At 59.0% G+C, this 13,570-nt stretch carries 11 protein-coding genes; 1 reads left to right on the plus strand and 10 read right to left on the minus strand.

Features of this window, described 5'->3' with window-relative positions; translation table 11 throughout:
* Window positions 1–281 precede the first annotated feature (281 nt).
* The 3 genes from VE009_RS05455 to xerA all read right to left on the minus strand — a co-directional run bounded on the left by VE009_RS05455 (window position 282) and on the right by xerA (window position 2,431).
* Window positions 282–749: a hypothetical protein gene (locus VE009_RS05455; RefSeq protein WP_325006386.1), complete on the minus strand. Its 468-nt coding sequence runs from the start codon at window positions 747–749 to the stop codon at window positions 282–284.
* Between the two features lie 144 nt (window positions 750–893).
* The gene (locus VE009_RS05460; RefSeq protein WP_325006387.1) at window positions 894–1,280 is read right to left on the minus strand and encodes a hypothetical protein; all 387 of its coding nucleotides are present in this window, start codon (window positions 1,278–1,280) and stop codon (window positions 894–896) included.
* Window positions 1,277–2,431: a site-specific tyrosine recombinase/integron integrase gene (xerA, locus tag VE009_RS05465; RefSeq protein WP_325006388.1), complete on the minus strand. Its 1,155-nt coding sequence runs from the start codon at window positions 2,429–2,431 to the stop codon at window positions 1,277–1,279. Before xerA ends, VE009_RS05460 begins: the two co-directional genes overlap by 4 nt.
* A 246-nt stretch (window positions 2,432–2,677) precedes the next feature.
* On the opposite strand from xerA, the gene VE009_RS05470 reads away from it, so the two are divergent.
* The gene (locus tag VE009_RS05470; RefSeq protein ID WP_325006389.1) at window positions 2,678–2,806 is read left to right on the plus strand and encodes a hypothetical protein; all 129 of its coding nucleotides are present in this window, start codon (window positions 2,678–2,680) and stop codon (window positions 2,804–2,806) included.
* 60 nt (window positions 2,807–2,866) lie between these two features.
* Here VE009_RS05470 and VE009_RS05475 read toward each other — a convergent pair whose 3' ends face one another.
* The 7 genes from VE009_RS05475 to frr form a co-directional block, all read right to left on the minus strand.
* Window positions 2,867–7,177, minus strand: a complete 4,311-nt coding sequence (locus VE009_RS05475; RefSeq protein ID WP_325006390.1) for a PolC-type DNA polymerase III — start codon at window positions 7,175–7,177, stop codon at window positions 2,867–2,869.
* Window positions 7,178–7,321: 144 nt separating this feature from the next.
* Entirely contained in the window at window positions 7,322–8,779 is a 1,458-nt protein-coding gene (gene proS, locus VE009_RS05480; RefSeq protein ID WP_325006391.1) for a proline--tRNA ligase, read from the minus strand.
* An 8-nt stretch (window positions 8,780–8,787) separates the two neighbouring features.
* Window positions 8,788–10,068 carry an RIP metalloprotease RseP gene (gene rseP / locus VE009_RS05485; protein ID WP_325006392.1) on the minus strand — a complete coding sequence of 427 codons (1,281 nt, stop codon included), beginning with the start codon at window positions 10,066–10,068 and terminating at the stop codon, window positions 8,788–8,790.
* Window positions 10,069–10,190: 122 nt separating this feature from the next.
* A complete protein-coding gene (locus VE009_RS05490) occupies window positions 10,191–11,330 on the minus strand; it encodes a 1-deoxy-D-xylulose-5-phosphate reductoisomerase (RefSeq protein WP_325006393.1) in 1,140 nt (379 codons plus the stop codon).
* A 10-nt stretch (window positions 11,331–11,340) separates the two neighbouring features.
* Complete coding sequence (locus tag VE009_RS05495) at window positions 11,341–12,135, minus strand: phosphatidate cytidylyltransferase (RefSeq protein ID WP_325006394.1); 795 nt, start codon at window positions 12,133–12,135, stop codon at window positions 11,341–11,343.
* A 31-nt stretch (window positions 12,136–12,166) separates the two neighbouring features.
* Window positions 12,167–12,931, minus strand: coding sequence for an isoprenyl transferase (locus VE009_RS05500; RefSeq protein WP_325006395.1), 765 nt, complete (start codon window positions 12,929–12,931; stop codon window positions 12,167–12,169).
* A gap of 84 nt (window positions 12,932–13,015) precedes the next feature.
* A complete protein-coding gene (gene frr / locus VE009_RS05505) occupies window positions 13,016–13,570 on the minus strand; it encodes a ribosome recycling factor (protein ID WP_325006396.1) in 555 nt (184 codons plus the stop codon).

Here is a 13,570-nt window from a genome sequence, read left to right on the forward strand (position 1 = left end):
AACGTGCCAACTATACAGTGTCGGTTCCCCGACGATTTCAATTGGAGTTATTTTCATGTCTTTTAAAAGAGCTTGTGTAAGTCTAAAAAATATCACGGATACTCTTCCTTTCACTGTTTCGCACTGGTTTCACATAACGTCTTCTGCATTCACGAACCCTGAAGGGGTTGTCCGCAGCTCCAGCTTCCTTCGAATCATCGTCTGCGGACCGAGGGGCAGCGTAGCTGGCCTGATGCGTGAATGCGGTGTTATATGATGCCGGACACTTCGGAGCTTTACCATCAAAAATCTTTCATTGCTCGATAGTCACCAGTCTTATGGAATTGACTTACCCCGATTACTTCATTAATATAACCCTTGATTTCAATGATTGGGCTCTCTATATCAATATTCTTATTATCTTCGTACATTTCCTCGGGAGCAAATACTGAGAGTAGGACTTCTTCCCCTGGTTTGATATCAAGTTTATTATCCCTTGCCTCTATTTTAAATTCATTCCCCTTCAAGCCTGTTCCGGTTATAATCGGGAAACTCAAATAAACATTATTCTGTTTTATTACTTGCTTGGATTTGTTATGCAGTCTAAGTGTATAATTTATCCCACGTGGATTTTCTTGATGCTCTACTATCTCCAAACTTATATTATCGATATCTTGCGAGGTAACTATAACTTCATTGTTACACCCCGCAATAATCAGGGAGAGTAAAAATATAACAAAACAAGTTAATGTCTCAATATTCCGCTTCATGAGTTACCCCCTAATCAAAAAATGTCCGGTTTCATATAACTTCTTATTTGTGTATTTCTGGTAATTCCTCCGCCTCGGTTGGATTTGCGTATAAATGTTCTGCGAAGTGCTGATATTCCGGCGGAGTCGTAGGCCCGTGCCGCATCAATCAAACTTGTGCAACCAGTACCGCCAGATGGCCAAGGTCCAATGATTGTTCAGGAACGGGACCAGCTCGTCTACACTGTGGAAGCGGCGGTGAACGTACCATTCGCGTTCTTTTTCACGGTGGGTGAGCTCGTCGCTGAAGCCGTAAAACAGGACTAGGTAGGTTGGCTGCTTGCGCACACGGAAAGCCTCGGCTTCGTCGGGCGTGCCAATGCGGACGTCGGCACGTTCGTGCACTTGTGCGAGCACGGTTTGAACGTCGGTCTCCCCGGTGCCGGAAAAAACGAGAATGCGCACCGAGGGGAAAAAGACATCCTTGAGCACGGTAAGCAGGATCATTAAAGCAAGCACGGCGAGGTAAAACATCTTTAGCTTTTTCCTCACGGAAGATCCCCCTCCCGCAGGGCATCCTGGCCAGCCATCAAACGATCTAACGGGCTTTGGATGCGCCGAATTTCCCGCGTGCTGACATGGGTGTACAGCTCCGTAGTCTTGACGTTCTTATGGCCGAGCAGCTCTTGGATGTGGCGCAAGTCGACGCCGGCCTCCAACAGATGGGTGGCGAATGAATGCCGCAGGCTATGGACGGTAACGTCTTTCTGGATGCGAGCCTTCGTTTTCGCCTGCTCGAACACTTTTTGGACGGATCGCTCGCTTAAGTGCCTTCGGGGGTCTTGGCCTGGGAACAGCCACGTTTCCGGACGCGCTTCGGCAAGGTATTGCTGCACCAGAGAGAGCGCGGCGGCGGAAAGCATGCTATAGCGGTCTTTCCGCCCCTTGCTTTGGCGTAAAAACACGGTGTTTCGTGCGAGGTCAAGATCTTGGACGCGCAAGCGAACGACTTCTCCGACGCGGAGCCCGGCTGAGTACGTGAGGGACAAGATCGCGCGATGCTTCAGGAACGTGACCGCCTGCAGCAGCCGCAGCACCTCCGCTCCGGACAATACATTCGGCAGCTTCTTTTCCCGCTTCGGGCGAACATATCGGACAGTGGCCGGTGCTTGTTTGCAAACGTGACGCATGTAGAACGACACCGCGCTGATCGCTTGATTGACGTAAGAATGGGAATGACCGGTTTGGAGCAGCCGTTCGCTGTATTGAGTCACGACGTTAGCATCCCACTCGGTAGGCGTCCCTTCCGCTGCGGCGAGGAATCGCCTGACATGACCCGCGTAAGCGCGGATCGTTTTTGCACTGTACCCTCGGAGCCGCAGCTCCTGCAGCAGGACGTCTAGGTCGCGATCGGCCTCTACAGTAGCGGAGGCAGCGGAAGTGTCAACGCCCCGCTCCGCTTCGATGCGAGACGACGAAGGCAGTTCGGCATAAAGAACCCAAGCGTTAGCCATCTCCGCGCCGCGAAACAATTCAAGAAGCGCCACCGCATTCGTTCGCGTGCGCGGCACGAGCCACATGCGTCGGTCCGGGTCGTATTCCCGGAACGGGATCGTCCGGATGTGCGAAAGCACCTCTTCGTCCCAAGGGCGCCATGCAATGCCAAGCCTACGCTCGTCGATCGCCGTGAATGTAACTTTCATGATACGATGTCCTCCTCATTATATGGGAACTTCCCTATTTTGGAAATAAAAAAGACCGCAACGCCCCGGCGGGCGTGCGGTCTCCGATGCTTTCGGAAGTCCGTGTAACGTCGTATAAAATTACCATACCATGGAAAGCTGGAAATGTCGAGGGGCGCCGCTCGCCGTGAATGGAGGGATGACCTCCGGTACAAAATAAGGGCGTCGCGGTACGCCGCGTTCACATACGAAAGGGGTAGACGAACGATGGCTAAGCAAAGAAACAAGCAAAAGCAGCAACAGCAGCAAGATCAAGGCGGTCTGACCGGCGCAGTGAAGCAAGTGACGAAGTCCGTAAAGAACGCCTTCACGGGCGGCAACGACAACCAGCAGTAACAAAGCGAAGGGAACGCGTCCGGCTTCGCGGCCGAGGCGTTCCCTTGCTCCATACATAAGTTAGAATAAGGACAATTGATTCGTTTCCGGCAGGCCGCGGAAGCAGCCCATCCCGGTCAGCAGCTCGATGATCGTCTTGGACGCCTTCGAGCGCTGCTGGAAGTCCTCGATCGAGAGGAACGGACCGCCTTCGCGAGCGGCGGCGATGTTGCGGGCCGCGTTCTCGCCGATGCCGGCCACCGCGGAGAACGGCGGAATGAGCGAATCGCCGTCAACCAAAAATTTGCGCGCATCCGACTTGTACAAGTCCAAAGACTTGAACGTAAACCCGCGCGCGGTCATCTCCAACGCCATCTCGAGCGGAGAAATCATATTCTTCTCCTTCGTCGTAGCGTTGAAGCCCTTCTCTTCGATCTCGATGATTTTCGCAAGAATGGCGTCATAGCCTTGCGCGAGCAGGTCGAGATCGAAATCTTCCGCACGCACCGTAAAGTACGTCGCGTAGTATTGAATCGGGTAGTACACCTTGAAGAACGCCGTCCGCACGGCGGAAATGACGTACGCGGCTGCGTGCGCCTTCGGGAACATGTACTCGATGCGCAGGCACGAGTCGATGTACCATTTCGGCACGCCGCATTTTTTCATTTCTTCGATCCATTCGTCCGTGAGGCCTTTGCCCTTCCGTACGCTTTCCGTAATTTTAAACGCGAGCGCCGCGTCCATTCCGGCTTTATAAATCAAGTACAGCATGATGTCGTCGCGGCAGCCGATAACCGTCTTGATCGTACAGGTGCCGTTCTTGATCAGTTCCTGCGCGTTGCCGAGCCATACGCCGGTGCCGTGCGACAGACCGGAAATTTGGAGCAAGTCGGCGAACGTTTTCGGCTGCGTTTCTTCTAACATCTGGCGGACGAAGCGCGTCCCCATCTCCGGCACGCCATACGTCGCGACCGGGGAACGAATTTGCTGCGGCGTCACGCCGAGCGCCTCCGTCGACGAGAAGATGCTCATTACTTTCGGGTCGTTCATCGGGATCGTCGTCGGGTCGACGCCGGTCAAATCCTGCAGCATCCGCATCATCGTCGGATCGTCGTGCCCGAGAATATCGAGCTTGAGCAGGTTCGCGTCGAAGGCGTGGTAGTCGAAGTGCGTCGTTTTCCAATCCGCCGACGTATCGTCCGCCGGGAACTGCACCGGGGTGATGTCTTCGACTTCGATATAATCCGGAACGACGACGATGCCGCCGGGATGCTGGCCGGTCGACCGCTTCACGCCGGAGCAGCCGAGCGCGAGCCGGCTTTCTTCGGCGCTCCGCCAGCGGACCGCCTTCTCTTCCTCGTACTTCTTCACGAAGCCGTACGCCGTCTTCTCGGCGACGGTGCCGATCGTGCCGGCGCGGAATACGTTCTTCTCGCCGAACAGCACCTTCGTGTAGTTATGCGCATGCGGCTGGTATTCGCCCGAGAAGTTCAGATCGATATCGGGAACCTTGTCGCCTTTGAAGCCGAGGAACGTCTCGAACGGGATGTCCTGCCCTTCGCCCTTGAGCGGCTTGCCGCAGCGCGGACAGTCCTTGTTCGGCAGGTCGAAGCCCGAAGGATACGAACCGTCGAGGAACCATTCGCTATATTGGCACTCCAGGCACAAGTAGTGCGCCGGCAGCGGGTTCACCTCGGAGATGCCGAGGAACGTCGCGACGACGGACGAGCCGACGGAGCCCCGGGAGCCGACGAGATACCCATCTTCGTTCGACTTCTTTACGAGCCGTTCGGAAATGAGGTAGTTCGCCGAGAAGCCGTATTTGATGATCGGGACGAGCTCCTTCTCGAGCCGCGCCGTGACGACCTCCGGGATCGGATCGCCGTACAGCTTGCGCGCGGTGTCGTAGCACTTGCTGCGAATCTCTTCCTCAGCGCCGTCGATGATCGGCGTGAACAGCTTGTCCGGGAACAGCTCGAACGTTTCGAACCGGTCGGCGAGCTCCGACGTGTTTTTCACAACCACTTCGTGCGCGACGTCATCGCCGAGGAACGAAAATTCCGCCAGCATCTCCTTCGTCGTCCGGAAGTGCGCCTCCGGCTTGCGCTGATCCTTCAGCGGGCTGAAGCCGGTGATGCCGTGAATCGTAATGTCGCGGAATAGCTTCTGGCGCGGGTGCGCATAGTGTACGTTGCCGGTCGCGACGACCGGTTTGCCGAGCTTCTTGCCGATCGCGAGCACCGTTCGGATCGCCTGCTGCAGCTGCGCGGCGCTGCCGACGAGCCCTTTGTCGACCAAATGTTCGTAGAACGTCAGCGGCTGAATTTCGAGCACGTCGTAAAACTCCGCCACGCTCTCCGCTTCTTCGAGCGATTTGTTGAGCACCGCTTCGAAAAACTCGCCCTTCTCGCAGCCGGACATGACGAGCAGTCCTTCCCGCAGCTCTTCGAGCTTCGACTTCGGAATGCACGCGACCCGGTTGAAATATTCGGTATGCGACAACGAAATAAGTTTATATAAGTTCTTCTTGCCGACCGCATTGAGCGCGTAAATGTTGCAGTGGAACGGTCGCGTATTGGACAAATCGGTGCCGACATAATCGTTCAGCTGCGACAGCACCTTCATATTCCGGCCGTCCGCCTCTTTGAGCAAATGCGTCAGCACTTCGCCGAGCGCCTTCGAGTCGTCGATCGCGCGGTGATGGCTCTCTAGCGACACTTTGAACTTGTCGGCGAGCGTGTTGAGACGATGGTTTTTCATCGATGGGAACAACAGCCGCGCCAACTCGAGCGTATCCAGCACCGGATTCGGCATTTCCGGCAAGCCGTGGCGTTTGCACGCCGCCTGCAAGAAGCCGGTATCGAATCGCGCGTTATGCGCGACGAGCACTGCGTCCCCGACCCATTCGACGAACTTCGGAATGATCTCGGATTCCTCGGGAGCGCCCGCGACCATGTCGTCCGTAATGTTCGTCAGCTGCGTGATGTTGTACGGAATTTTCTCGTGCGGGTCGATGAACGTTGCGAACTCGTCGACAACTTTGCCGTCGACCATTTTGACGCCGGCGAGCTCGATGATTTTGTTGTTCACGACCGACAGACCCGTCGTCTCGACGTCGTACACGACGTACGTCGCGCCCGCGAGCGGCCGATCGTCCGGCTTCAGTACGACCGGGACGGCGTCGTTGACGACGTTCGCCTCCACGCCGTAAATCATCTTGATGCCGTTCTTTTTCGCGACCTTCGCCGCTTCCGGGTACGCCTGCACTGCCGCGTGGTCGGTGATCGCGATCGCTTTGTGGCCCCATTTGGCAGCCAGCTTCACGTATTCGCCGATGTCGCTCACCGCGTCCATCGTGCTCATCGTCGTGTGCAGATGAAACTCCACGCGCTTCTCCGCGGCGTCGTCCATCCGCTCCGGCGGCGCGAGCACCTCGTTCAGGTCGTTGACCATCATGACGAGCTCCGGTACCTGCATGAATCGGTCGTACTCGACCTTCCCGCGCAGACGTACCCATTTGCCGACGGTAAGCAGCTTCAGCGTCTTCACGTCTTCCTTCGTTTTGGCGAAGCATTTGCACTGGAGCGAATCCGTGAAGTCGGTGATCGAGAACTGGAACAGCGTGCTGCCGTTGCGCAGCTCCTTCACCTCGAGCTGGAAGACGGTGCCCTGAATCGTAACCTTCTTCTCTTCTTCTTGGATGTTCTGGATCGGCACCGGCTGGTCTTTGATGTCGTAGCCGTACATCAGCTTATCCGGCGCATCGCTGGCCGCCGGCTCCGGTTCGCCCCCGTACGCCGCCTCGGACAGCAGCTCCTGGGTGAACATCCGCTCTTCCTCCAGGATTTTCGCCTGAAACCGTTCGTACTCCTCCGCCCGGTTTTCCGTAACGGAAAATTTCACGCGCAGCTCGCGCGCGAAATATTTCGAGTAGAACGTCTTGATCAGCTCGTCGACGCCTTTCTTCTTCGCCAGCTCCAGCGCGGTGTTGTCCAGCAGCGTCACATTGACGAGGTTGCCTTCCGTCTCCACCTTCGCCTTCGCCAGCCAGCCGTTGACCGATGCGACCTCGCGCTGCGCCCAATCGACGAACAGCGGCCAATACGCGTCGATCAGCTCGGCGTCCGCGACCTCCGGATCGTAGACGAGCACGAAGCGAATCGCAGCGACCTGCGCGAACCGCTCGACGACCGCCTTGCAGAACGCGCGGTACACGTCCGCAGGCACGAGCGTCGATTTGCGCAGGACGAACGTCCACTCGCGGTTCGTCCGGCTCGTCTCCACCCGATCGATATACCCGTCCCGAAAAAAAGAATCGATTACGTCGGTCGGGATGCCCGCCTGCTTCATCAGAAGCTCGAATCGATTCCGTTTGTCAGCCACAACGCTCAAAAGGGTCTCCTCCTACATCTCATACTTTTGCAACCGGCCCTCTTGACTCTGCAACTTTGCCTCTTTAGTTTGTGAAAACGCAGCGCGAACGCAGCCGTCCCCGGGAGAATACCGGGACCGGCGCGTCCGCGCGGCGGGAAAAGCTTAGTACGCCCGAGCGAAGGCGACCGTATGCTTGGCGTCGCCGCCGCACACGAGACATTTCGTTTTGCGTTCGGTCGGCTCGAACGGAATGTTCCGGCTCGTCGCGCCCGTTTCTTCCTTCACTTTGGACTCGCAGTCGCGCGAGCCGCACCAGCCGGCGAGGACGAAGCCTCTCAGCTTCTCGTCGTTCGCCTTCAGCTCGTCCAGCGTGTCGACGCTGCGAAGGTTTTCGTTCATGAATTGCAGCGCCCGCGCATACAGCTCCGCGTGCACGTCGTCCAGCATCCGCTGCACTTCGGCAACGATGTTGTCCAGCGCGACGATGCGCTTCTCGCCACTGACGCGCGAAGCGAGGACGGCTTGTCCGTTCTCCAAGTCGCGCGGCCCGAGCTCGATGCGAACCGGAATGCCGCGCATTTCGTACTCGTTGAACTTCCAGCCCGGGCTCAGGTCCGAACGATCGTCCATCCGGATGCGCACGCCCGCTTTCTTCAGGTCGGACAGCACTTCGGCCGCCTTCGCCAGCACCGGCTCGCGCTTCGCCGGCGGACCGATCGGGATGAGCACCGCCTGCGTCGGCGCCACCTTCGGCGGCAAGACGAGACCTTTGTCGTCGCCGTGCACCATGATCAGCGCGCCGATGAGCCGCGTGGACACGCCCCAAGAGGTCGTATGCACGAACTGCTGCTTGTTCTCGCGGTCTAAATATTTAATGTCGAAGGCGCTCGCGAAATTCGTGCCGAGGTAGTGCGACGTACCGGCTTGGACGGCCCGTCCGTCGCGCATCATCGCCTCGATCGAATACGTGTCGACCGCGCCGGCGAACTTCTCCGATTCCGTCTTCTGCCCGACGATGACCGGAATCGCCAGCACGTTCTCGACGAATTCGCGGTACGTCTCTAGCATGAGCATCGTTTCCTTACGCGCGTCTTCCTCGTTCTCGTGCGCCGTGTGGCCTTCTTGCCACAGGAACTCGCTCGTCCGAAGAAACGGCAGCGTCCGCTTCTCCCAGCGCACGACGTTCGCCCACTGGTTGATCAGGACCGGCAAATCGCGGTACGAGTGAATCCACTTCGCGTACATATGCCCGATCATCGTTTCCGACGTCGGACGAATGGCGAGACGCTCCTCGAGCTTCTCCCCGCCCGCCTCGGTCACCCACGGCAGTTCCGGATTGAAGCCTTCGACGTGCTCCTTCTCTTTCTCGAAGAAGCTCTCCGGGATGAATAACGGGAAATACGCGTTCCGGTGACCCGTCGCCTTGAACCGGTCGTCGAGCTGACGCTGGATCAATTCCCAAAGCTCGTAGCCGTCCGGCTTAAAGACGATACAGCCGCGCACCGGCGCGTAATCCATCAGATCCGCCTTGCGGATCGCATCCAAATACCAACGGGAAAAATCTTCGCTCTGCGGCGTAATTTCCCGATTGCCTGCCTGATTGTCCGTGTTTTTCGTCATTAGACCCGTTACCCCCGAAACAAACGCAAAATATCGTTATATGTGACAGCGACCATAAGCAGCATCAGCATCGCGAAGCCGATGAAGTGGACGAGGCTTTCCCGATCGCGGTCGATCGGCCGGCCGCGAATCGCCTCGAGGCCGAGGAACAGCAGTCGGCTTCCGTCCAGCGCCGGCACCGGCAGCAGGTTGAAGATCGCCAGGTACAAGCTCAGCATCGCCGCCCACCACGTGTAATACAAAAGGCCGGCGTTCGCAAGCTGCAGCGTCATTTCCGCCATGCGGACCGGTCCGCCCAAGTCGTCCAGCGTGAACTGGCCGAGAACGAGCATTTTGAAGCCTTCGAAAATGGTTACCGTCGCCGCCCACATCGTCGTGAAGCCGTTCGTCAGCCCTTCCTGCAGCGTGGCCGGCCGGGTGAGCGGCATCATTTCGACGCCGACGCGGATTTGCGCATTGCCGTTCGGATCCTCCGCCTCGATCGGCGTCATCTCCACGGCCACAGGTTTTCCGTCGCGCAGCACGACCCACTCCATCGGCTGGTCGGGAGACGAGGTGACGAGCTCGCGGATTTTCGACGAATTCGGCCCGATCTCGATGCCGTTGATCGATTGAATGATGTCGCCCGAACGAATGCCCGCCGCTTCCGCCGGTTCGCCCGGCGTTACCTTGTTGACGACGACGTTCACCGCGACGCCGTTGAGGAACGCGAAGGCGATGAACAAGCCCGCCGCCAGGATGACGTTCATCATCGGGCCGGCGAATATCGCCATCGCCCGCTGCCGCACCGTCTTGCCGGCGAACTGGCGATCCCACGGCGCGATCTGCATCGCTTGGCCGCGGGCGATCGTCACCGCTTCGGGATCGATCCGATACCGCTCTTCGATGCCGTCGACGTCGAGCCGAAGCTCCAGCCGATGCTCGAGGTCGATCGATTTCACCTCGCCGCGCACCGCGTTCATCCGCTCGTCGATGCGGTCGAGATACAGCCGCTTGACGACGTCGCCGTCCGCCTCCACCGCGATCGTCTGGCCGGGCGCGACGTTCACCGTCTCCGGATCCTCGCCCGCCATGCGGACGTAACCGCCGAACGGAAGCAGCCGCAGCGTATATTTCGTCTCGCCTCTGCGGAACGCGAACACCTTCGGGCCGAAGCCGATCGCGAATTCGCGCACGAGAATGCCCGCCCGCTTCGCGAAATAAAAATGACCCCACTCATGAATCGTCACCAACACGAAAAACAGTAAAACCGTCAGGGCGATGTTCTGCGGAGTCAATTGAGCCGTCATCAAAGTAAGCCGTTCCTCCTTACGCTCCCGGATGCAGCACATCCCAATCCCGGGGCAGTATGTCCTTATAGCTTACCATTATTCCCGAGGACGCTTCAAGAGAACGGAAACCGGGAGAAATTTCACAATTTTGCCGCGAAATCCCTTGCCCACGCGTCGGCTTCCCGAATCGCGCCGAGATCGGCCGCGCCGACGACGTCGTGCTTCGCGAGCGTCGATTCGACGATCGACTCGATCGCAAGGAACGGCACGGCGCCGGATAAGAAACGCGACACCGCGACCTCGTTGGCGGCGTTGAACACCGCCGTCGCCGTCCCGCCCGCGCGGCCCGCTTCATACGCGAGGCGCATCATCGGGTACCGCTCGAAGTCCATCGGGCGGAACGTGAGCTTGCCGAGCGCCGCGAGGTCCAGCGAATCGGCCGGCGAGCTCGGCCGTTCCGGGAAGGTAAGCGCATATTGGATCGGCACCCGCATATCCGGAACGCCCAATTGCGCGATGACGCTTTTATCTAAAAATTCGACGTACGAGTGAATGATCGATTCCGGGTGGACGAGCACGCGAATGCGGTCGTAGTCGACGCCGAACAGCCAATGCGCCTCGATGACCTCGAGGCCCTTGTTCGCCATCGTCGCCGAATCGATCGTCACCTTCGCGCCCATCGACCAGTTCGGATGCTTCAGCGCGTCGGCGACGGTCACGTTCGCGAGTTCGTGCCGCCCGCGGTCGCGGAAGCTGCCGCCGGACGCCGTCAGCGTCAGCGCCAGCACATCGTCGATGCGCGAGCCGTTCAGCGATTGGAAGATCGCGGAATGCTCGCTGTCGACCGGGATGAGCGGCACGCCGCGCAGCCGCGCGCGCTCGGTGACGATGCGGCCGGCGGCGACGAGCGTCTCCTTGTTGGCGAGCGCGATCGCCTTGCCCGCGTCGATGGCGGCGAGCGTCGGCTCGCAGCCGGCGCTGCCGACCATCGCCGACACGACGACGTCGGCGTCGTTCTCCGCCGCCACCGCGCGCACCCCTTCGTCGCCGTACAGGACGCGGGTGCCCGCCGGCACGAGCGCCGCGAGCCGCTCGGCATGCGCCTTCGTCGCGACCGACACGATCTCCGGCCGGAACCGGTGCGCCTGCTCCACGAGCAGCTCCACGTTCGAGCCCGCCGCGAGCGCCGCCACGCGAAACCGCTCCGGATGATGCGCCGCGATGTCGAGCGTTTGCGTGCCGATCGAGCCCGTGCTTCCCAAAATCGCGATTGTTTTCATGAAACCTCTCCTATTGCGGCAGCAGCCCGAGCAGATGGACGAACGGAAACACGATGATCCACGAATCCGTCCGGTCCAGGATGCCCCCGTGGCCGGGCAAAATCGTGCCGGAATCTTTAATGTTGCGCACGCGCTTGTACGCGGATTGGATCAGATCGCCGAGCTGGCCGAGAACCGACACGAGCAAGCCGATGGCGACGGCTTCCCGCACGGTGAGCAGTTCGGGGCGAATCATCGCGAACGCGACCGCCGTCGCGATCGACACGAGGATGCCGCCGACGGCGCCTTCCACCGTCTTCTTCGGCGAAATCGACGGCCACAGCAGCTTCTTCCCGAGCAGCCTGCCCGCGAAATACGCGCCGACGTCGGTCAGCCAAATGCAGCCGAACAGCAGCAGCGTCCAGAAGAGCCCCTCCGGCATCCAGCGCGTGTAGATCATATAGTGAAACCCGACGCCTATGTAAACGACACCGATAAACAGCAGCGCGATTTTATCGATGCTCGTCCGATTTTGCGAAATGACCGTCAGCGCGAAAAACAAAAACATGAGCAGCCAGACGACCGTCTGCTGCGGCGGCACGCTCCAGCCGAACAGCATGTTCCATGGCACGACCAGATACAGGATGCCGGCGAAGCCGACGAGCGACGCGGGTTCCCTCGCTTTGGCCCCGTTCAGCCTCACGAACTCCTGGTAGGCGATGACCGCCAGCAGCGTGATTAGCAGCGTATACCAGCCGCTGCCCGCGGCCAGCATCGTCAGAAAGAAAAGCGCGGCAAGCAATCCCGTAATGATGCGTTGACGCATGTCAGCCGTACTCCCTTCTTCGCCGCCTCCGTTACAGCTTCCCGTATCGGCGCGCGCGCCCTTGATAAGAACGAATGGCTTCGTGGAAATGCTCCGTACTGAAATCCGGCCAGAACACGTCAGTAAACCAGAGCTCCGTATACGCGAGCTGCCATAGCATGAAGTTGCTGATGCGCACCTCGCCGCTCGTCCGGATCAGCAGGTCGAGCTCCGGCAAACCGTCCGACTGCAAAAACGCGTTGATATCGGCTTCCGTCAGCTCATCGGGGTCGAGCCGGCCGTCCCTCGCCGCCTCGGCGACTTGACGCATGCCGAGCAGCAGCTCGCGGCGGCCGCCGTAATTCATCGCAAAATTCAAAATAAGTCCGGTATTATGCCGAGTCTCCTCGATGGCCGCATCGACCGCCCGCAGCGTATGCTCAGGGAGCCCTTCCCGCTCTCCCATCATGCGGATGCGCACGTTTTTCGCCTTCAGCTCCTCGATTTCCAGCGGAAAAAATTCTTGAGGCAGCTTCATGAGAAAATCGACTTCTTCTTGCGGACGCTTCCAATTTTCGGTCGAGAACGCGTACAGCGTTAACGCCTTGATGCCGAGCGCATCGGCGGCGATCGCGATCGTCTTGACGTTCTTCATGCCGGCTCGGTGGCCGGCGATGCGCGGCATCCCGCGCTGCCGGGCCCACCGCCCGTTGCCGTCCATGATGATGGCGACATGCTTCGGAACGTTGTCAAGGCGCACCGGCTCGTCCGTCGACGGCTTCTTTCCCTCTCGGAACCACCCGAAAAGACGGTTCATGACGCTTCCCCTTCCGCTTCCCGCGTTAACGTGTTTATGCAACAACCCCCTGCCGCATGAAGCCAGGGGGCCGTTCGAGTACGATCACACTTCCATGATTTCCTTCTCTTTAGCGGCAAGCACTTTGTCGACTTCCGCCACGAACCGGTCGGTCAGCTTTTGGATGTCGTCCTGATGGCGCTTGGACTCGTCCTCCGAAATCTGATCCTTCTCCAGCTTCTTGATGTCGTCGTTCGCGTCGCGGCGAATGTTGCGGATCGCTACCTTCGCCTCTTCGCCGAACTTTTTCGTCATTTTCACGAGGTCCGCACGGCGTTCCTCCGTCAGCGGCGGCATCACGAGGCGGATCGCGTTCCCGTCGTTCGTCGGCGTAATGCCGAGATCCGATTTCATGATCGCCTTCTCGATCGCCGAGAGCGAGCTCTTATCCCACGGCTGGATGAGCAGCGTGCGAGAATCCGGCGTATTGATGTTCGCCAGCTGGTTGACCGGCGTCGGCGTGCCGTAATATTCGACTTGGATGCGGTCGAGCAGCGCCGGCGTGGCCCGGCCCGCGCGCAGCGTGGACAGGTCGCGCTTCAGCGCGCCGATCGCTTTCTCCATCCGTTCTTCTGCGTTCTTCTTAATCGTTGCCGGCAT

The sequence above is a fragment of the Paenibacillus sp. genome, assembly GCF_035645195.1.
GTDB lineage: Bacteria > Bacillota > Bacilli > Paenibacillales > YIM-B00363 > Paenibacillus_AE.

What these genes read in the sequence shown, in the direction of transcription:
- VE009_RS05455 (WP_325006386.1), bottom strand. Translation starts at nt 749, where the DNA reads ATGAAGCGGAATATTGAGACATTAACTTGTTTTGTTATATTTTTACTC.
- xerA (WP_325006388.1), bottom strand. Translation starts at nt 2,431, where the DNA reads ATGAAAGTTACATTCACGGCGATCGACGAGCGTAGGCTTGGCATTGCA.
- VE009_RS05470 (WP_325006389.1), top strand. Translation starts at nt 2,678, where the DNA reads ATGGCTAAGCAAAGAAACAAGCAAAAGCAGCAACAGCAGCAAGATCAA.
- proS (WP_325006391.1), bottom strand. Translation starts at nt 8,779, where the DNA reads ATGACGAAAAACACGGACAATCAGGCAGGCAATCGGGAAATTACGCCG.
- rseP (WP_325006392.1), bottom strand. Translation starts at nt 10,068, where the DNA reads ATGACGGCTCAATTGACTCCGCAGAACATCGCCCTGACGGTTTTACTG.
- VE009_RS05490 (WP_325006393.1), bottom strand. Translation starts at nt 11,330, where the DNA reads ATGAAAACAATCGCGATTTTGGGAAGCACGGGCTCGATCGGCACGCAA.
- VE009_RS05495 (WP_325006394.1), bottom strand. Translation starts at nt 12,135, where the DNA reads ATGCGTCAACGCATCATTACGGGATTGCTTGCCGCGCTTTTCTTTCTG.
- VE009_RS05500 (WP_325006395.1), bottom strand. Translation starts at nt 12,931, where the DNA reads ATGAACCGTCTTTTCGGGTGGTTCCGAGAGGGAAAGAAGCCGTCGACG.
- frr (WP_325006396.1), bottom strand. Translation starts at nt 13,570, where the DNA reads ATGCCGGCAACGATTAAGAAGAACGCAGAAGAACGGATGGAGAAAGCG.